Here is a 19,337-nt window from a genome sequence, read left to right on the forward strand (position 1 = left end):
AAAAACTTATGCACGTTTTTATGGATTTTATGATGCGGGGAAATATGTAATTAAATCAGGTTGTTAGACGGTAAAAATGCCAATTTGCCAACAATCCGTACACAGGTTATCCACAGAACCTCAAATCACCGGCGTCTCGACCACCACCGGCTCCGGTGGCAGCGAACCCATGGCGCGTTGCTGGGCTTCGTTCCACGCGGCAGCGCGGTCATTCAGCGCGGCAATGGCCCGCGGCCCTTCCCCCTCGGCGTACATCGGTTCGCCAATCACCACGGTGATAGTTCCAGCACGCTTGGCCCAACCGGTCTTTGGCCAGAACTTGCCGGCGTTGTGGGCAATGGGCAACACAGGCAGGTGGGCATTGACCGCCAACGCGGTGCCGCCCCGGGAGAACTTGCCGACGGTACCGTAGGGCACGCGTGTACCTTCCGGAAAGATCAGCACCCACACACCGTCCTTGAGCAACTCATCACCCTTCTTGGCCACGTGCTTGAGTGCGGCCTTGGGGTTGTCACGGTCGATGGCGATCGGCCGCAACATGGCCATGGCCCAGCCGAAGAACGGCACGTACAGCAGTTCACGCTTGAGCACCTGGCTCAGGGGCGAGAAGTACGCCGACAGGAAGAATGTCTCCCAGGTGCTCTGGTGGTTCGACAGAATCACGCAAGGCTGGTCCGGGACGTTTTCCGCGCCCTTGACCTCGAAACGGATGTTCAGGAACACCTTGGTTAGCCACAACGCACAGCGGCACCAATAGACGTTGATGAAGCGATAGCGCGCCTTGAACGGCAGGAAGGGCGCGATAAAAAAGCTCAGGGTGCACCAGAGAAACGAGCTGGTGCCCAACAGCAGGTAAAAGAAGAAGGTTCTGATGGCCTGCAAAATCGACATGGCGGCATTTACCGTTGCGGGACAACGCCCGCCTGTTAAAAGCGCACTCCCGAACAGTCCTTGGTCAGGAAGTCGAGGGCGGCTAGTTGTTGATAAGTTCTGCGGCAACCGCCGCCAGATCGTCAAAAATCAAGGTGCCTACCGGCAGGTTTTTCGCCTGGGTCTTTTCGCCTTTCCCGGTCTTAACCAAAACTGGCTGAGAGTCGACGGCTTTGGCCGCCTCCAGGTCACCGAGGCTGTCCCCGACGAACCATAGCCCAGCCAGGGGCACGTTGTAATGTTCTGCAATGGTTTTCAGCATGCCAGGCTTGGGTTTGCGGCAATCGCAGCCCTCATCCGGCCCGTGGGGGCAGTACACCACCAGCCCCACCTCACCGCCCTGCTCGGCCACCAATGTGCGCAAGCGCGCGTGCATGGCGTCCAGTGTGGCGATGTCGTAATAGCCGCGGGCGATGCCGGACTGGTTGGTGGCAATGGCCACCGTCCAGCCGGCTTTGCTCAACTGCGCGATGGCCTCGATCGAACCGGGCAATGGAATCCATTCCGCCACCGACTTGATGTAAGCGTCGGAGTCGTAATTGATGACTCCGTCCCGATCGAGAATCAGCAGTTTCAACATGATCAGCCCAGTACGGAAATGTCAGCGATGTTGATGAACAGGCCGCGCAGACGCGCCAGCATGGCGTAGCGGTTTTTCCGCACGCCAGCATCTTCGGCATTGATCATCACCGCTTCGAAGAACGCGTCCACCGGCTCACGCAAGGTGGCCAGGCGTGCCAGGGCTTCGGCGTAGTTACGTTCGGCGATCAGCGGCTTCACCGCGTTTTCGGCCTTGGCGATAGCCGAGTTCAACGAAAACTCCTTGGCATCGGCGAACAGGCCAGGGTCGACATCGGCGTTGCCCAGGCCTTCGGCCTTGCTCAGCAGGTTCGATACACGCTTGTTCACGGCGGCCAGGGCATCGGCTTCCGGCAGCTTGCGGAACGCTTGTACGGCCTGTACGCGTTGGTCGAAGTCCAGCGCCGAACCCGGTTGCAGGGCACGTACCGACAGGTACACCGAAACGTCCACGCCTTCGTCTTCGTAACGCGCACGCAGGCGGTCGAATACGAATTCGAGTACCTGTTCAGCCAGGCCGGTTTGCTTGACCTTGCCACCAAACTGGCCGACAGCGAACACCACGGCCTGGGTCAGGTCGAGGTCGAGCTTCTTGTCGATCAGGATCCGTAGCACGCCCAGCGCCGCCCGGCGCAGGGCATAGGGGTCTTTGCTGCCAGTAGGCAGCATGCCGATACCGAAGATACCCACCAGGGTGTCGAGTTTGTCGGCGATGGCCACGGCTGCACCGGTCAGGGTGGTCGGCAACTCGGCGCCAGCACCGCGCGGCATGTACTGCTCGTTCAGTGCCAGGGCGACATCGTCCGGCTCGCCGTCATTGAGGGCGTAGTAGTAACCGGCAACGCCTTGCATCTCCGGAAACTCGCCCACCATCTCGGTGGCCAGGTCGCACTTGGACAGCAGGCCGGCACGCGCGGCCCATGCAGCGTCACCCCCAATGCGCGGGGCAATGTAGGCCGCCAGCTTGGAAACCCGTACGGCTTTGTCGTAGACGCTGCCGAGTTTTTCCTGGAACACCACGTTTTGCAGGCGCAGGTTGAAGTCTTCGAGCTTCTGCTTCTTGTCTTGCTTGAAGAAGAACTCGGCGTCGGTCAGGCGCGGGCGCACGACTTTCTCGTTACCGGCGATGATCTGCTGCGGGTCCTTGCTCTCGATGTTGGCCACGGTGATAAAGCGCGGCAACAATTTGCCGTCCACGTCCAGCAGGCAGAAATACTTCTGGTTGTCCTGCATGGTGGTGATCAGCGCTTCCTGCGGCACGTCGAGGAAGCGTTCCTCGAACGAGCACACCAGCGGCACCGGCCATTCAACCAGGGCGGTCACTTCGTCGAGCAGGCTTGGCGGCACGATGGCAGTACCTTCCTGCAGGCGGGCCAGCTCTTCGGTGCGCTTGCTGATCAGCTCGCGACGCTCATTGGCATCCGCCAGCACGTACGCTGCACGCAGGTCATCAAGGTAGTTGGCCGGCGCGGTGATACGTACGCTTTGCGGGTGGTGGAAGCGGTGACCACGGGAATCGCGGCCGGCTTTCTGGGCAAGGATGGTGCAGTCGATGACCTGGTCACCGAGCAGCATCACCAGCCACTGGGTTGGGCGCACGAACTCTTCCTTGCGTGCCCCCCAGCGCATGCGCTTAGGGATCGGCAGGTCGTTGAGGGAGTCTTCAACGATCGTCGGCAACAGGCTGGCGGTCGGCTTGCCCTTGATGACCTGGCTGAAACGCAGTTTCGGGCCGCTCTGGTCGATCTCGCTCAGCTCGACGCCACACTTCTTGGCGAAGCCCAGTGCGGCTTGCGTCGGGTTGCCTTCGGCGTCGAAAGCCGCCTGGCGTGGCGGGCCGTCGAGGTTGATGCTGCGGTCCGGCTGCTGGGTTTCCAGCGCGGTCAGCAACACGGCCAGGCGACGTGGCGCGGCATAGACTTTTTTCGCGGCAAACTTCAGGCCGGCGGTCTGCAGGCCCTTTTCGATACCGGCCAGGAACGCATCGGCCAGGGTGTTCAATGCCTTGGGTGGCAGCTCTTCGGTGCCCAGTTCAACCAGGAAATCTTGAGCACTCATTGTGCAGCCTCCAGCTTAGCCAACACTTCATCACGCAGGTCCGGGGTGGCCATCGGGAAGCCCAGCTTGGCGCGAGCCAGCAGGTAGGCTTGGGCGACGGAACGCGCCAGGGTGCGTACACGCAGGATGTATTGCTGACGCGCGGTTACCGAGATGGCACGGCGGGCGTCCAGCAGGTTGAAGGTATGGGACGCCTTCAACACCATTTCATAGCTCGGCAACGGCAGCGGCTGATCCAGTTCGATCAGGCGCTTGGCTTCGCTTTCATAGAAGTCGAACAGTTCGAACAGCTTCTCGACGTTGGCGTGTTCGAAGTTATAGGTCGACTGCTCCACTTCGTTCTGGTGGAACACATCGCCGTAAGTCACTTTGCCGAACGGGCCGTCAGCCCACACCAGGTCGTAGACCGAGTCCACGCCTTGCAGGTACATGGCCAGGCGTTCAAGACCGTAGGTGATCTCGCCGGTCACCGGGTAGCACTCGATGCCGCCCGCTTGCTGGAAGTAGGTGAACTGCGTCACTTCCATGCCGTTGAGCCAGACTTCCCAGCCCAGGCCCCAGGCGCCCAGGGTTGGCGACTCCCAGTTGTCTTCGACGAAACGGATGTCGTGGACCAGCGGGTCCAGGCCGACATGTTTCAGCGAGCCCAGGTACAGCTCCTGGAAGTTGTCCGGGTTCGGCTTCAGTACCACCTGGAACTGGTAGTAGTGCTGCAGACGGTTAGGGTTTTCGCCGTAGCGGCCGTCAGTCGGGCGACGACTGGGCTGCACATAAGCGGCGTTCCAGGTTTCCGGGCCGATGGCCCGCAGGAAGGTTGCGGTGTGGAAAGTGCCGGCGCCTACTTCCATATCGTAGGGCTGAAGTACCACACAACCTTGCTCGGCCCAGTATTGCTGGAGGGCGAGGATCAAGTCTTGGAAGGTACGCACGGCTGGCGTAGGCTGGCTCACGAAATTCACCTGTTACTTGGGCTGCGATTTAAAGAGCGGGAGTATACCCGATTCGGCCGCGCCACCATCCCCTGGAGCCTTATGCCACGCTGCTTTTGGTGTTCTGAAGATCCGCTGTACATGGCTTATCACGATCAGGAGTGGGGAACGCCGCTGCGCGACGCGCAGGGTTTGTTCGAGTTGCTTTTGCTCGAAGGGTTCCAGGCGGGCCTTTCCTGGATCACCGTTTTACGCAAACGCGAGCATTATCGAAAGGTCTTGTTCGGTTTTGATGCGCAGCGGTTGGCGCGCCTGACCGACGCTGATATCGAAGCGTTGATGCTCGACCCAGGCATTGTGCGCAATCGCTTGAAGCTCAACGCGACCCGCCGAAATGCCGCGGCCTGGCTGGCGCTGGAGGACCCCGTGGGATTGCTCTGGTCGTTTGTCGGCGGCGTGCCCAAGATCAATCATTTCAAGGACCGCAGCGAAGTCCCGGCGATTACGCCGGAGGCTGAGGCCATGAGCCGTGCCCTGAAAAAAGCCGGTTTCACCTTTGTCGGCCCGACCATTTGCTACGCGTTCATGCAGGCTTCAGGCATGGTCATGGACCACACCCAGGACTGTGACCGTTACGCGGACCTGGCCAACGCCGGTTAGAATGCGCGCTTTGCGCACTACACACGATCAGGAGTGACCTGTGGAAAAGTTTAAAGGCGCCTTGCTGGTAGGCGCTCTTCGGTTGTTTGCCCTGCTGCCTTGGCGCGCGGTGCAAGCCGTGGGTTCGGCCATTGGCTGGATCATGTGGAAAACCCCCAACCGCTCCCGCGACACGGTGCGGATCAACCTCTCCAAGTGCTTCCCGGACATGGACCCGGCCGAACGCGAGCGCCTGGTGGGCCGCAGCCTGATGGACATCGGCAAGTCCTTGACCGAAAGCGCCTGCGCCTGGATCTGGCCGGCGCAGCGTTCCATCGACCTGGTGCGCGAGGTCGAGGGCCTGGAAGTGCTGCATGAAGCCCTGGCCTCAGGCAAAGGTGTAGTCGGTATCACCAGCCACCTGGGCAATTGGGAAGTGTTGAACCATTTCTATTGCAGCCAGTGCAAACCGATCATTTTCTACCGCCCGCCCAAGCTCAAGGCCGTGGACGACTTATTACGCAAGCAGCGCGTGCAACTGGGTAACCGCGTGGCCGCCTCCACCAAGGAAGGCATCCTCAGTGTGATCAAGGAAGTGCGCAAAGGTGGCCAGGTGGGCATCCCCGCCGACCCTGAACCGGCGGAATCCGCCGGGATCTTCGTGCCGTTCTTCGCTACGCAGGCGCTGACCAGCAAGTTCGTGCCGAACATGCTCGCCGGCCATAAGGCCGTCGGTGTTTTCCTGCATGCGCTGCGCCTGCCGGATGGCTCGGGCTACAAAGTGATCCTGGAAGCGGCGCCGGAAGACATGTACAGCACCGACACTGCTACGTCCTGCGCGGCGATGAGCAAGGTGGTGGAGCGTTACGTCGGCGCCTACCCAAGCCAGTACATGTGGAGCATGAAACGCTTCAAGAAGCGCCCGCCGGGTGAGGCGCGGTGGTACTGACCCAAGGCCAATACAAAACCAAATGTGGGAGGGGGCTTGCCCCCGATAGCGGCGGTTCAGCCAAATATGCATTGGCTGACACCCTGCTATCGGGGGCAAGCCCCCTCCCACGTTTTGAACTGCGTTTGACGTTAGACCCAGATGGCATCCCACAACGGGTAGTCGCCAATCCGTTCCACCAACCCCGCCCGCAATGGATTCGCCACCACATACCTGGCCATTTTTACCAGGTCATCTTCCTTGCGCAGTGCCCGGTCATGGAAGCTCTCTTGCCAGAGCCGCCCCTTGCGACCACTTACGCCATTGACGGATCGCGTGCTCTTGGATTTCACCTGCCGCATCAAATCCGCCAGCGAGCCTTTCTGTAGCTCGACAATCCAATGAAAGTGGTCCGGCATGACCACCCAAGCCAGGGAGTTCGCCAGCCCTTGGTACTGGGCTAACCGAAATTGCCAGACCACCAAGCGACCGAGATGGAAATTGTTGAATATCGGTATGCGTTCGTGGGTGTTGGTGGTGATGAGGTAGATGCGGTTGGGTTCGCTGACGCGGCCGATGCGCAGGCGGTGTGAAGCGGGTAAATCTGCCATTCCCTGGCCCTCTCAAGATGTGCCTGGAGAGGCTAGATTGGAGGGCAAGAGGCTGATGGGCAGGCTGTTGGCAGGATGTGTCTGGAAGGGCGCTATCGGGGGCAAGCCCCCTCCCACAGGGGCTCAGCGGCGTTTATACATTATGTGTCTGACACAGCATCAGTGTGGGAGGGAGCCCCCTCCCACAGGGGAGCTGCGGTGTTCATACAGTATGTGTCTGACACAGCATCAGTGTGGGAGGGGGCTTGCCCCCGATAGCGGTGGGTCAGCTACGGATGAACTGGCTGTCCTCCTGCATTTAGCCTGAACGGTGCCTGAGGGCGTTGTCAGGCCTCAGGCTGCCAACCGCCGCCCAGGGCTGTGACCAAGCCGATACTCGCCTGCAACTGCCGCGTCTGCACCGCCTGCAATGTCCGCTGGGCTTGCAATGCCGCCGTCTGCGCCGTCACCACATCCAGGTAACTCACCGCGCCCGCCTGATAGCTGTTCATCGCCAGGGACTGGGTGTGCTGCGCCGCATCTGCCGCGGCTTGTTCATCCTGTGCCTCCTGCTGCAAATCCCTGAGCTGCGCCAGGTTATCTTCCACCTCACGCACGGCCTTCAGCACCCGGCTGCGATACTGCGCCGACGCCTCTTCAAACTCGGCCTTGGCCTGGCGTTCATTGGCACTCAAGCGCCCGCCATCAAAGATCGGTAAATTCACCAATGGCCCCAGCGCCCAATATCGATTCCCCGCAGACAGCAGGTTGCCCACCCCTTGCGTCTGCCCCCCGATCAACCCGGTCAAACTGAAATCCGGATACCACGCCGCCTTGGCCACGCCGATATTCGCATTGGCGGCAAACACCCGGCGTTCCGCCGCGGCAATATCCGGGCGGCGTTGCAGCAGGTGGCTGGGCAACTGCGAGGGAATCCCGGGCAGGGTCATCAGGTGTTGGCTCTGCGGCAGCGTAAAGTCACTGGCCGCCACGCCCACCAGTTCACCGATCGCATGTTCGGTGAGGTTGCGCTGGCCGGTGACTTCATCCAGTTGTGCCTTGGCTTCGGCCAGTTGATTTTGCGCGCGAGTCAGGTCCAGTTCGGAGGCGATCTGGCCTTCATAACGGCTGCGCGTCAGTTGCAGTGCCTGGCTGTAATCCTCCAGCGAACGGTTGAGAATCCGACGCTGTGCATCCAGCCCATTGAGCTGCACATACAGCGTCGCCAGCTGATGTTGCAGGCTCAGGCGCGCCACGGCCAAGTCATCGCCGGACGCTTGCGCCTGGGCATCACCGGCCGCGACCTGGTTGCGGATTTTGCCCCACAGGTCCAGGTCGTAGCTCAGGGAAAAACCGGCGGTGTTGCTGTTGTATACCGATGGCTGCGTATCCCCGCGCAGCGGCCGTGAATCCGATTGGCGCTGGCGCAACGGCTGCGCGCTGGCGGTGATTTGCGGGAACAGCCCGGCATGCAGTTGGCTGGCATACGCCTGGGACGCATCGAAGTGCGCCAGCGCTGCCGCCAGGTCCGGGTTGGCCTCGATCAGTTGTTGTTGCAGCTGATTCAGGCGCGGCTCGTGGTAGAGCGTCCACCACTGCGGCGCCAGTTGGTCGGACGGCTGCGCGCTGTGCCATGGACCGTCGCTGGTCTGTTCGCGGTAGTTCGCCGGCAGGTCGATCGACGGCACGTGGTAGGTCGGCGCCATCGAGCAGCCTTGCAATGCCAGCAGCATCAACGCCGCGAGGGGCTTAAGCCTTGGGCGCATGCGCACCTCCGGAGGCGTCGGCCAGTTGCACCGGGTCGCCTTCGCGCAGGGCGTCGGGCGGGTTGTCGACGATGCGGTCAGCGGGTTTCAGGCCCTGGTCGATGACCAGGCGTTCGCCGAGGTCGAGGCCGATATGGATGTCTTGCAGGTGCACATGGTTCCGCGCATCGAGCACCGCGACCTGAGTGCCTTGGGCACGGAAGATCAGCGCACTGGCCGGGATGCTGACGCCATGAGTATCCGCCGGAATCGGCAGGGTGGCTTCGGCGTAATCACCGGGCAGCAGTTCGCCGTGGGGGTTGTCGGCGACGAACTGCGCGAGCAGGGTGCCGGAGCGACGGTCGATGGCGGTGGAGTCGCCGATCAGGCGCGCCTTGAAGTGTTTGCCGGGATGCTCAGGCACCGTCAGTTCGGCTTCCAACCCTGGGTGAATCACCGCCGCATAGTTCTGCGGTACCGGCACATAGAGGCGCAATTGGTGGGTGTCGGCGATGTTGAACAGTTCCGGATCGCTGTCGGTATCGGCCTTGATCAACTGGCCGATATCGGTGTTGCGCGCGGTGATGGTGCCGGCGAAGGGGGCCCGGATGGTCTTGTAGCTTTCCAGCGCCGATAGCCGTGCATAGTCGGCCGCGGCCGCCTCGGCGTTGGCCTTTGCGGCTGCGGCGTTGGAGGTTTTTTCATCGGCTTCCTGGCGTGACACCGAGTGGCTGCCCAGCAGGTTTTGCCAGCGTGTGGCGGTGGTTTCGGCCAAGCGTGCATTGGCCTGTTGCTGCACCAGGCGCGCATGGGTTTGCGCCAGTTGCTGGTCGAGGTCGGGGCTGTCGATCTCGGCGAGGATTTGCCCGGCCTTGACCTGGCTGCCGATATCAACTTTCCAGTCCTTCAGGTAACCGCTGACCCGCGCATGGATCGGCGCCTTGCTCCAGGCCTCGAGGTGCGCGGGCAGGCGCAGGGTGTCGCCGGCCACGTTCTGTTGTGGCTGGAACACCATGACTTGGGGGATGGCGGCGGTTTCGGTCCAGGCGGTGACCGATTGTTCGTGCATCGTGCGGGCATGCAGGCCGTTGGCGACCAACAGGGCGGCCAGGGTCAGGCCGCCGACACCCATGAGCATCAGACGCTTGCGCGAGGGGTTGTGATCAGACGACATGTGGGTTTTCTCCAGCAACTGCGCGAGTAGAGTGACGACCGTGGACCAGGCTGAAGACCACGGGAACAAATAACAGGGTGGCGACGGTGGCGCAGATCAAGCCGCCGATCACCGCTCGGCCAAGGGGCGCGTTCTGTTCTTCGGAAAGGGCCAGGGGCAACATGCCGATGATCATCGCCAGGGCCGTCATGCACACCGGGCGAAAGCGCGTATAGCCGGCTTCCAGCGCGGCCTTCAGAGCATCGCCATGCTCGGCCAGGCGTTCGCGGCAGAAGCTCACCACCAGGATCGAGTTGGTGGTGGCCACGCCCATGCACAGGATCGCGCCGGTCAATGCCGGCACCGACAACGACGTCCCGGTGAGGAACAGCATCCACACGATCCCTGCGAGCGCCGCCGGCAATGCGGTGATGATCACGAACGGATCGACCCACGACTGGAAGTTGACCACGATCAGCAGGTAGATCAGCACCACCGCGCCGAGCAGGCCAAAGCTCAAGCCGCTGAAGGCTTCGTGCAGCGCATCGATCTGGCCATGCAGGCTGATCACCGCGCCCTTGGGACGCATCGATGCGGTGTCGTCCAGCACTTTTTGCACGTCGCGGGCCACGCCGCCGAGGTCACGGCCTTGCACGTTGGCGTACAGGTCCAGGGTCGGTTCGATGTTGTAGTGCGTGACCACTGCCGGGCTTTGCACGCGGGAGATGGTCGCCACGCCGCCGAGGATCTGCGACTGGCCGTCGGCACCGGTCACCGGCAGCGCTTCCAGCGATGGCAGGCTGTCGAGACGATATTGCGGGGTGGCGGCGACGATGGAATAGGACACGCCATTGGCCGGGTTAAGCCAGAAGGTCGGTGCGGTTTGCGAGCTGCCGGCGAGGGAGGCGACCATGCTGTTGGTCACGTCCCGTTCGGTAATGCCCAGGCCGTTGGCGCGCATACGGTCGACATTCACTTGCAGCGACGGGTAGCCGGTGGACTGCTGGATACGCAGGTCGGCGATGCCGGGTACGTGTTGCAGTCGACGCTCAAGCTCCACGGCATAGGCGCGGTTTTCTTCATCGCTGCGCCCGGAGATTTTCACGTCCAGCGGAGCCGGCGCGCCGAAGTTGAGGATCTGGCTGCTGATGTCCGCTGGCAGGAAGGCGAAGTGGCTGCCGGGGAAACTCTGCGGCAGCGCCTCACGCAGTTTTTTCACGTAGTCCGCGGTGGGCGCGTGGCCCTTTTTCAGGCTGACCTGGATATCACCGTCCTGCGGACCGATGGTGCCGCTGCTGCTGTAGGCCATGTCGATGCCGCTCAGCGGAATGCCGATATTGTCGACGATGGTGTCCAGCTCTTCGGCGGGGATCACTTCGCGAATCCGCGCTTCAATCCGGTCGAAGGCCGCCGCGCTTTCTTCGATCCGCGTGCCCAGCGGCAGGCGCACATGCAGCGCCAATGCGCCGGCATCGGTGGCGGGAAAGAAGTCCTGGCCGAGGCTCGGCAGCAGCAGGAACGACGCCAGCACACAGGCCAGGAAGCCGACGATAAAGCCCTTGCGGGTGCCCAGCGCGAGGGTCAGCAGGCCATGGTAGGTGTCGCGGATATTCGAGAAGTGACGCTCGAACCCCTGCTGGAAATTCAGCACCGATTGCAGCAGGGCATTGCGCGGTTGGCGGTGCTGCTCGCCTTCGTGGTGGTTGATGAAGTCATCTTCCGGATGATGCCCCGCACCGGGCTCCGGCGTGTGCGGCTTGAGCAGGAACATCGCCAGGGTGGGCACCAGGGTGCGCGAAAGGATGAACGAACTGGCCATGGCGAAGATCACCGCCAGGGCCATCGGCCGGAACAGGTAACCGGCGATGCCTTGCAGCAAAAACATCGGCACAAATACGATGCAGATGCACAGCAGGGAGACGAATGCCGGGCCGACGATCTGCGCGGCGCCGTCGAGGATCGCGGTCTTCACCGCCTTGCCTTGTTCCAGGTGCCAGTTGATGTTTTCGATGGTCACCGTGGCGTCGTCCACCAGGATCCCCACCGCCAGCGCCAGCCCGCCGAGGGTCATCACGTTAAGGGTTTGCCCGCTGACCGCCAGCAGCGCGATGGCCGACAGCACGGCCAGGGGAATCGATGCGGCGATGATCAGCGTGGAGCGCCAGCTGCCGAGGAACAACAGGATCATTGCGCTGGTCAGCAGCGCGGCGATGATGCCTTCCTGGGCCACGCTGCCCACCGATTGCTTGACGAATACCGAGGCGTCGCCCAACAGCGAAGTCTTCAGCGACGGCGGCAGGGTTTCGTTGATGCGCGGCAGCATCTGGCGGATGCCGTCGATGATCGACAGGGTCGAGATGCTGCCGTTTTTCAACGCCGGCATCAGCACCGCGCGATGGCCGTCGACGCGCACGATATTGGTCTGCGGCGGCGAGCCGTCGCGCACGTGGGCCACCTGGCCGATGGTGATCAGTGCGCCATCAACCGTTTTGATCGGCAGGTCGTTGAGCTCATCGATGGCCTTCGGGCTGTTGTTGAGCAGGATCGTGTATTCGTTGGGGCCGAGCTTGGCGGTGCCCACCGGGATGATCTGGTTTTGCAGCGCCAGGGCGTTGCCCACGTCCTGTGCCGACAAGCCCTTGGCGGCCAGCGCCTGCGGGTCGAGGTCGAGGGTGATCTGGCGCTGTTTGCCGCCCATCGGCGTGGGCATGGCCAGGCCGGGCAGGGCGCTCAAGGGCAGGCGGATATTGTTCTGCACCAGGTCGCGGATCCTGGCTTCAGACAGCGTCGGGCTGGAGAACGCCATTTGCAGGATCGGCACCGTCGAGGCGCTGTAGTTGAGGATCAGCGGCGGCGTGATGCCCGGCGGCATTTGCTTGAGTACGGTTTGTGACACCGCCGTGACTTGGGCATTGGCGGTGCGGATATCCACGCCGGGTTGGAAGAAGATCTTGACGATGCCCATGCCGGGCAGCGATTGCGATTCGATATGTTCGATGTCGTTGACGGTGGTGCTCAAGGAGCGTTCATAGGTGTAGATCACCCGACCGGCCATGGCGTCCGGCGACAGGCCGTTGTATTGCCACACCACGGCGACGACGGGGATGCCAATATCGGGAAAAACATCGGTGGGGGTGCGCAGGGCCGCCATGGGCCCGACGATGCAGATAAATATGGCCAGCACGATAAACGTGTATGGCTTTTGCAGTGCGGTCTTTACCAGCCCGAGCATGCGTGAACCTCCGGAGGGAGCAGGATTGCAAACCCCGGCAGTCTTGACCGACCCACCTAACACGCACCTTTCAGCCAGGTGAAGGAAGTTTTAGTTATGCGCTGAAGATCGTTTCATGTGTATTCATTTGTTCTACAAAGGCGAGCTCCTCAAGCTTGTACCCCATCGGACGCGAGTCACTTTTCTGCGTCCAGCGCCTTGATCGATGTCCTTTGGAGCCCTGCCATGAACTTGAAAAACCTGTCACTTAAACCACTCCTGCTGATTCCCGCCCTGGGCGCGGTCTTGTTGTTGTCGGCCTGTGCCGGCCCGATTCCCAAGGCTGACCCGAGCGAAGCCTGGATCGGCTTGAAGGAAGAAGCCCCGAATGACTTGATGGCCGAGCGCGTGGATGGCAAACGCGTGGATGACGGGCGCTTTTTTGAAGTGCCACCGGGGGACCACCGCCTGGATGTGACGCTCTATGAGGAGGAACCGGGCGACGATAACCAGCAGGATTGCCAGGGCCGCGTGGAGTACAAGCACTTCAAGGCGGGTGAACACTACACCCTGGTGGAATCCAGCCTGGGCACCACTGTGCGCGCATCCCTGATGGATGGTCACGGTAAGGAAGTCGCCGCGACGCAGGACTTCAATTGCATGCCTGGCTAGGCGTGGTGCACCGCGCGCTTATGCGGCTTGGCGGGCGCAGTGGGTCTGGCGTGGGGGTGATGGTGCCGGCGGGTAATGCGCAACACCCCCCACAACATGGCGCCGGCTACCGCCAGCCAACCGCAGATCAACAGGACAATCGTTGTTGCAAGGCTCATTCGGGCCTCCTTCGCCCCGTAGGGGGCACACACAGTCTTCTCAATGGACAGTCTAGCTACCCGGCGGTTGCCTGCTATTGACCAATGGTCGTGTCCATCCAACTTGTTTGCTCTATCACCGCGTGTTTACTGGGGTTCTCGGCTATAGAGAACGCCATTGCCCGCGGTTTACTGTCGGCGCGATTGGGCTATGATCAGGCCCCTCACCGACAGTTGATCAAGAGAGTAAAAAATTGCGGTTACGGTCGAACGTTAAAACATCCTGGTTGCTGGCCTGTGCCCTCGGGCTGGCGGCCTGTTCCGGTCATCCGTCGAAGCTTGCGGGCTTGCCGGAGCGCGTTGAACTCAATGGCGTCCCGACGTTTCGCAGCGATGCCTATCAGAGCGGTCCTACGGCATTAGCCAGCATGCTGTCGCAACAAGGCATTGTGATGACACCGGGCTTGCTCGATAAACCGCTGCGCTTGCCCGCTGCGCAGGCTGATCTGGAGCGCAACATGCAGGTGCTGGCGCGTGAGTACGGGCTGATGGTGTACCCGCTGGAGGCCAAGCTGACCGCGGTGCTGGCGCAGGTGGCGGCGGGCTACCCGGTGATGGCGCGCATCAGTGGCCGGTTCTGGTCTGAACCGCACTACGTGGTGGTGGTCGGCTTTAACCAGCAGAAGAGCACCGTGTTGTTGCGTTCAGGCATGGACCGGCGACTGTTGATGGGCTTCAGTGATTTTGAATCGGCGTGGAAGAGCGCCGGACACTGGGCCATCCTGACCCAGCGCCCGAGCCAGTTGCCGGCCAACGTGGACGCACAACGCTGGCGTGAAGCCGCCAACGCCACTGCCCAGGCCGGGCAGGAGCAGGCAGCGGCGCAGGCGCTCAAGGTGTTGGCTGAGAAAAAGTAAGCGCCACCTACACCACCGCGCCAAACAGCGCTCCTACGGTCGCCGTAACGCCCATGGCGAGTGCCCCCCACAGGGTCACTCGCCAAGCGCCGGTGATGATGCTTGCTCCGCCGGCCTTGGCCGCGACGCCGCCCAGGCTGGCCAGAAACAGCAGGGACATGCCGGATATCCACGGCACCACGCTGTGGGGCGGCGCGATCACCGTTACCGCGAGTGGCAATGCGGCACCGACCACAAAACTGGCGGCCGAGGCGAGTGCCGCTTGCAGCGGTTTGGCCGTGAGTGCCTCGCTGATGCCCAACTCGTCACGGGCATGTGCGCCCAGGGCGTCGTGTGCCATTAACTGATCGGCGACTTGGTGGGCCAGTTCGGGTGACACCCCGCGGTGCATGTAGATGTGGGCAAGCTCGCTATGTTCGGCCTTCGGGTTGCTCGCCAGCTCCGCCCGTTCCCGTGACAGGTCGGCCCGCTCGGTATCGGCTTGGGAATGCACGGAAACGTATTCGCCGGCCGCCATGGACATTGCGCCCGCCACCAACCCGGCCATGCCGGTGACGAGCAGCGAAGCGTGGGTAGCGTTGGCGGCAGCGACGCCGATCAGCAGGCTGGCGGTGGAGACGATACCGTCGTTGGCCCCCAGGACTGCGGCGCGCAGCCAGCCGATACGATCACTGCGATGGGACTCGGTGTGCCGGTGCATGAATTTCATGGTTGAGCGGGACTCGCGTTTGTTGGCGGGGTTTGGGTCGGACGGTTCTCAATCTGCGCCTGCAGAATGCCGCCGACAATCGATATTTCCTTGAGTTGGTCACCCTCGCGCAGCACGAACAGCGCGTCCATACCGAGCGCCTGCGCCAGGCGTGGGCCTTCGATCTCGCCGAGCACCATCAACGCCGTGGCCCAGGCATCGGCAAGCATGCACGAGGCGGCTACCACCGTGACGGCGGCGATTGTATTGCACAAGGGCGCGCCAGTGGCCGGGTCAAGGGTGTGGGCATACTGTCGCCCCTTGAGGTCAACCCAGTGCCGGTAGTCGCCAGAGGTGGCGATGGCTGCATCGCAGAGCTCCATCACGCCCATGACTTCCCGCCGGCCCCGGCACGGCTTTTCAATGGCCACGACCCAAGGTTGGGCATCCGGCTTGACGCCTCGGGCCCGCATTTCGCCGTCGATACCGACCAGGTAGCGGGTCAGCCCGAAACCGTCCAGGCAGCGTGCCAGTTCATCGACGCCAAAGCCTTTGGCGATCGCGTTGAGGTTCAGGTGCAGCGGCGCGTGTTTGCGCACTTGATGTCGTTGCAGGTCCACCGTCAACCCCGCATGGGCGCTCAGACGGGGGCGTGGCGCCAGGGTGTCGACGTTGTGTGCGGTGATCGTGGGTGCGCCGGGGCCAAAGCCCCAGGCCTCGACCTGGTCACCGACCGCGATGTCGAAGGCGCCGGCGGATTGCTGGCTGACCCGCAGTGCTGTCGCCAATACGCTGGCCAGTTCCTTGGGCACCGGCAGCCAGGTCTGCTCGGGGGCGGCGTTGAGGCGATTGAGGTCGGAATCGGCTTTCCAGAGGGACATTTGCTGGTCCACCCGCTCCACGGCCTGGGCCAGGCTGCGGCTGATCGCCTCGATGTCGAGGCCCGCCTCGGCATAGAACACGGCGCTGTAGCGCGTGCCCATGGTCTCGCCGTTGAGGCTGTAGCGTTGGCTATCAGTAGACATCTTCACGGTAGCGTCCTTGTGCCTTGAGGGCTTGCACACTCAAGTTGAGTGGCACCAGTACTTCATCCAGGGCCTGCATCACGCCTTTGGCCATCTCGCGACTGCCACACACCAGCACCTGGGCGCCTTTTTCAATCAGCCGCCGCAACGCCAGGGCATCGTTGATCAACCGGTCTTGCACGTAGCTGCGGTCCTGCACTTGGGAAAACGCGGCGCGTAACGTGGTCAGGCGGTGGTCGGCCAGGTAACGGTTGAGCTCCGGTTCATAGAGGAAATCCGACGCCGGGTTACGCCCGCCCCAATACAGGTGCATCGGGTGCCTGGCCTTGTTGTTGCGAATAAAACCGGCCAGGGGGCCAATGCCGGTACCCGCACCAATCAGGATCACCGGGTGTGCACCCGACGCCGGGCGAAATTGCGGGTTGGGTTGGATAAAGGCTTCGATCGACGCGCCGATTGCCAGGCCATGCAGGAAACCCGAGCACAGCCCACCTTCGTGTTTGCGCACGCAAATCTCCAGTACGCCATCGTCACGGCTGCTGGCCAGCGAATAAAAGCGTGGCAACGGGCTGCCCGGCGGGTAGATGCCGACCAGATCGCCGGCCTGGAAACGCGGCAGCCCGCCGGGTGCCTTGAACCGCAGGACGTGGGTCGGTGCCTGTACTTGCTCGCCATAGACAGTGCATTCGGCCAGTACCAGTTGATGGGTACGTGGTCGCTCAGGGTTGTGGACCAGTTTCAACGCCTGCCCGAGGACTTCACCCAGGTCCAGGCCCCAGCGCATGAACTCCTGGGAGGACTGGCGGTTGATGGTTTCCAGTGGCAATAACGCCACGCCGCCGGCCTGCTCCATGGCGGCCTGCACGACGTGGGCGTATTGGCAGAACTGCGCAAACTGTCGATCGCCAAAACCCAGTACGGCAAAAGGCAGGCCGGGTTTGATCGCGCATTGCTCCAGCCGTTTGAGGAACTGTGTGGCCGAGGCGGGCGCGTCGCCGTCGCCGTGAGTGGCCGTCAGGATCAATACCCGCTGCGCGCTGCGGTAATCCCCTGTCCATTCATTCATCGCTGCGCTATGCACCCGATGGCCGGCCTGGTGCAGCGCGTCATGCAAGGTGCTGGCAAAGCCCCAGGTGGTGTTGTTTTCACTGCCCACCAGAATCACGCTGTCGGCGGCGTGGGCAGGGCTGTTATGACGAATGCGCGGGCCGGCCTTGCGGCGGCGCCACCAGAGCAGCATGCCGGTCACGCTCATCAGGGGCACGCTGAGGGCGCAGAGGCCAAGGAACAAGCCCAGCCACCAGAGGCCTTCACCGGTGTGCAATTGATAAATCAATTGGTAAAGGTCATGCAGCGAATCATGGGCCTGATAAGACACCAACGCGCCGCTGACCGGGTCCACGTAGCCGTCGCCCTGGGCGGTGCGCAGGGAAAACACGTCCTGCGGGTGACCGGGGCTCGGGTATACCAGTTCGCGCAGGTCATTCAGGTCGGTGGCCTGCAAGGCTTGCAGGTTGGCCACCGGCTGCGCCGCGCCGGCGCTGATGGCGGTCGGGAAGGCCGGCTCGCTCTGGCTGCCGTCGGCGACCAGGCCAAAGGTGGTGGCGCACAGGTAGAGCCCCGTCAGGGCCGAGAGCAACAGGCCAAGCACCGCCAGGCGCCCGACTTCGGCATGCCAGCGTTGGCTGAACGTGCCCCGCAGCGGTCGCAGCAGGTTGCGCAGGCCGCCCAGGCGGCGCGCCAGCAACAGCGCGCCAGACACTGAAAGGATCAGCATGAAAAACGCGCCGATACCCGCGACCCCATGCCCTGCGGTGCCCATGAACAGCGAGCGATGCAGGTCTTTGACCCAGCGCGAAACGGCCGACGGTTCGTAGGGGCCAAGGCCCTCGCCCGTCAGTGGATCGACCGTTTGCGCAGCGGCCTGGCCGTCCTGGTTGTAGTAGATGATCAACGTCCCGGACGCGGTGCGCTGAATCTGCTCCACCCCCGGAAAATGCTGGGCGATGCGTCCGGCCAACTGGCCGACATTGAGCTGCCCGGCCTCGATTGACGTGCTGTGCAGGCGTTCCAGCGCTGGGTTGACGGACAACACTGCGCCGCTGATGGCCATGATCATGACCAGCAGGGCGGCGATCAGTCCGGGCAGTGAGTGGAACTGGCGAAGCATGTTCAGCCTCCAGAAGTGGCGAGTACTACAGGGCGTAGGTAAACGACTCGACGTAAGTGTTGCCGCTGACCGGCTTGCTCGACCCGCTCGATGTCAGGGCAACGCTGACGTCGGCGCGGCTGTCGCGTTTGTCTTCCACGGCGCTGTCGATACGGATCTGATACCCGGCATCGATCAAGGTGTCGGCCAGTTCAACGCTGACGGTGAGGGTGTCGCCGCTGCCGACGCTGGCACCGCTGAGCCCGTCAAACTCGCTTGGGTTCATGCCGCTGCCACGGGCCCAGTCGCTCAGGTGGCGGTAGTACTTGGCTTTCTTGCCGGCCACCCAAAGGGTTTTCTGGTACTGGCCGTTGGCGTCAGTGACATAGATCGCCAGGTACGCACCGTTGCCGCTGTAGGGCTTGAGCTGGGTGGTCAGGGTGACTTCTCGGGCCTGGGCCAGGCTCGGGAGAGCAAGGGCGCCGGCGAGGCAGGTTGCAGCGAAGAGTGTTTTCATGGGGATGTCCTGGTTGAGCGTTGTGGCGAAAGCCTGGACCTGCTGGCTGACAGCAACCTGAAAGCCTTGGAAAGCGTCAGGCTCATTGAGCACCAGGGCGGTCGAGGTAATCCCGTGCGTCGCCGTTGTCGCCGAAATGGATTTCCAGTTTGCGCAGGCGAAGCGAGGCGGGTGCGTAGCTGGCTTCGATCGCATTGCCCTTGCGGTCGGTGGCCTTGAGCGTGTAGCAACCGTCGTCGACCTTGATGCGCTGCACACTCCAGCCGTATTGCTGCTCGACCTGCTGGCGCAAGGTTTCGCGCGGTTGCCAGTCGTTGACCGGCTCGCGGCAGTCGTCATCGGCCAGGGCGTACCTGCCGAGCAGGACGCTCAGCAGGGCGGTGCTGGCAATAAAAGCGGGTTTCATGATCTATCTCCGATTCGATGGGCCTGTGCGGCATACCCTAGGGGGCATTCCTGACAACCGGCTG

Annotated in this window: 18 protein-coding genes; 4 read left to right on the forward strand and 14 right to left on the reverse strand. The window is 62.5% G+C overall.

Annotated elements, in window-relative coordinates:
- Nucleotides 1–120: 120 nt before the first annotated feature.
- The 4 genes from ACODSV_RS14865 to glyQ form a co-directional block, all read right to left on the reverse strand.
- Complete coding sequence (locus tag ACODSV_RS14865) at nt 121–891, reverse strand: lysophospholipid acyltransferase family protein (RefSeq protein ID WP_024072561.1); 771 nt, start codon at nt 889–891, stop codon at nt 121–123.
- An 82-nt stretch (nt 892–973) separates the two neighbouring features.
- The gene (gene gmhB, locus ACODSV_RS14870; protein ID WP_172831391.1) at nt 974–1,513 is read right to left on the reverse strand and encodes a D-glycero-beta-D-manno-heptose 1,7-bisphosphate 7-phosphatase; all 540 of its coding nucleotides are present in this window, start codon (nt 1,511–1,513) and stop codon (nt 974–976) included.
- Entirely contained in the window at nt 1,513–3,567 is a 2,055-nt protein-coding gene (glyS, locus tag ACODSV_RS14875) for a glycine--tRNA ligase subunit beta (protein WP_150054603.1), read from the reverse strand. Before glyS ends, gmhB begins: the two co-directional genes overlap by 1 nt.
- Complete coding sequence (glyQ, locus tag ACODSV_RS14880; RefSeq protein WP_003213601.1) at nt 3,564–4,517, reverse strand: glycine--tRNA ligase subunit alpha; 954 nt, start codon at nt 4,515–4,517, stop codon at nt 3,564–3,566. The genes glyS and glyQ overlap by 4 nt, the downstream gene beginning before the upstream one ends.
- Nucleotides 4,518–4,598: 81 nt before the next feature.
- On the opposite strand from glyQ, the gene ACODSV_RS14885 reads away from it, so the two are divergent.
- Both ACODSV_RS14885 and ACODSV_RS14890 read left to right on the forward strand, forming a co-directional pair.
- Nucleotides 4,599–5,156 (forward strand): DNA-3-methyladenine glycosylase I, encoded by a 558-nt coding sequence (locus tag ACODSV_RS14885; RefSeq protein WP_150054602.1) that lies wholly within the window; start codon nt 4,599–4,601, stop codon nt 5,154–5,156.
- Nucleotides 5,157–5,196: 40 nt separating this feature from the next.
- Nucleotides 5,197–6,084, forward strand: coding sequence for a lysophospholipid acyltransferase (locus ACODSV_RS14890; RefSeq protein ID WP_017848962.1), 888 nt, complete (start codon nt 5,197–5,199; stop codon nt 6,082–6,084).
- Between the two features lie 131 nt (nt 6,085–6,215).
- Here the strand turns inward: ACODSV_RS14890 and ACODSV_RS14895 are convergent, their stop codons facing one another.
- The 4 genes from ACODSV_RS14895 to ACODSV_RS14910 all read right to left on the reverse strand — a co-directional run bounded on the left by ACODSV_RS14895 (nt 6,216) and on the right by ACODSV_RS14910 (nt 12,783).
- A complete protein-coding gene (locus ACODSV_RS14895; RefSeq protein ID WP_454844112.1) occupies nt 6,216–6,674 on the reverse strand; it encodes an REP-associated tyrosine transposase in 459 nt (152 codons plus the stop codon).
- A 326-nt stretch (nt 6,675–7,000) separates the two neighbouring features.
- Entirely contained in the window at nt 7,001–8,419 is a 1,419-nt protein-coding gene (locus tag ACODSV_RS14900) for an efflux transporter outer membrane subunit (RefSeq protein WP_150095182.1), read from the reverse strand.
- On the reverse strand, nt 8,403–9,572 hold the full coding sequence (locus ACODSV_RS14905) for an efflux RND transporter periplasmic adaptor subunit (protein WP_024076288.1): 1,170 nt from the start codon (nt 9,570–9,572) through the stop codon (nt 8,403–8,405). Before ACODSV_RS14905 ends, ACODSV_RS14900 begins: the two co-directional genes overlap by 17 nt.
- Complete coding sequence (locus ACODSV_RS14910) at nt 9,562–12,783, reverse strand: efflux RND transporter permease subunit (protein WP_150054355.1); 3,222 nt, start codon at nt 12,781–12,783, stop codon at nt 9,562–9,564. The genes ACODSV_RS14905 and ACODSV_RS14910 overlap by 11 nt, the downstream gene beginning before the upstream one ends.
- Nucleotides 12,784–13,023: 240 nt before the next feature.
- Here ACODSV_RS14910 and ACODSV_RS14915 point away from each other — a divergent pair, with 240 nt between their 5' ends.
- On the forward strand, nt 13,024–13,434 hold the full coding sequence (locus ACODSV_RS14915) for a PA0061/PA0062 family lipoprotein (RefSeq protein WP_041161254.1): 411 nt from the start codon (nt 13,024–13,026) through the stop codon (nt 13,432–13,434).
- On the opposite strand, the gene ACODSV_RS14920 is transcribed toward ACODSV_RS14915, so the two are convergent.
- Nucleotides 13,431–13,592 (reverse strand): hypothetical protein, encoded by a 162-nt coding sequence (locus ACODSV_RS14920; RefSeq protein WP_168232119.1) that lies wholly within the window; start codon nt 13,590–13,592, stop codon nt 13,431–13,433. The two genes, ACODSV_RS14915 and ACODSV_RS14920, sit on opposite strands and share 4 nt — an antisense overlap.
- A gap of 233 nt (nt 13,593–13,825) precedes the next feature.
- Between ACODSV_RS14920 and ACODSV_RS14925 the strand changes: the two genes are divergently transcribed.
- Nucleotides 13,826–14,488 carry a C39 family peptidase gene (locus ACODSV_RS14925; protein WP_150054356.1) on the forward strand — a complete coding sequence of 221 codons (663 nt, stop codon included), beginning with the start codon at nt 13,826–13,828 and terminating at the stop codon, nt 14,486–14,488.
- Nucleotides 14,489–14,495: 7 nt separating this feature from the next.
- On the opposite strand, the gene ACODSV_RS14930 is transcribed toward ACODSV_RS14925, so the two are convergent.
- The 5 genes from ACODSV_RS14930 to ACODSV_RS14950 all read right to left on the reverse strand — a co-directional run bounded on the left by ACODSV_RS14930 (nt 14,496) and on the right by ACODSV_RS14950 (nt 19,273).
- Entirely contained in the window at nt 14,496–15,197 is a 702-nt protein-coding gene (locus ACODSV_RS14930; RefSeq protein WP_024076284.1) for a VIT1/CCC1 transporter family protein, read from the reverse strand.
- Nucleotides 15,194–16,201: an FAD:protein FMN transferase gene (locus ACODSV_RS14935; protein ID WP_150054363.1), complete on the reverse strand. Its 1,008-nt coding sequence runs from the start codon at nt 16,199–16,201 to the stop codon at nt 15,194–15,196. The genes ACODSV_RS14930 and ACODSV_RS14935 overlap by 4 nt, the downstream gene beginning before the upstream one ends.
- Nucleotides 16,191–18,371, reverse strand: coding sequence for a PepSY domain-containing protein (locus tag ACODSV_RS14940; RefSeq protein ID WP_150054357.1), 2,181 nt, complete (start codon nt 18,369–18,371; stop codon nt 16,191–16,193). Before ACODSV_RS14940 ends, ACODSV_RS14935 begins: the two co-directional genes overlap by 11 nt.
- A gap of 25 nt (nt 18,372–18,396) precedes the next feature.
- Nucleotides 18,397–18,867 carry a DUF2271 domain-containing protein gene (locus ACODSV_RS14945; RefSeq protein ID WP_024076281.1) on the reverse strand — a complete coding sequence of 157 codons (471 nt, stop codon included), beginning with the start codon at nt 18,865–18,867 and terminating at the stop codon, nt 18,397–18,399.
- 82 nt (nt 18,868–18,949) lie between these two features.
- The gene (locus ACODSV_RS14950) at nt 18,950–19,273 is read right to left on the reverse strand and encodes a PepSY domain-containing protein (protein ID WP_024076280.1); all 324 of its coding nucleotides are present in this window, start codon (nt 19,271–19,273) and stop codon (nt 18,950–18,952) included.
- Between the last annotated feature and the right edge of the window lie 64 nt (nt 19,274–19,337).

The organism is Pseudomonas sp. FG86, from assembly GCF_057808775.1.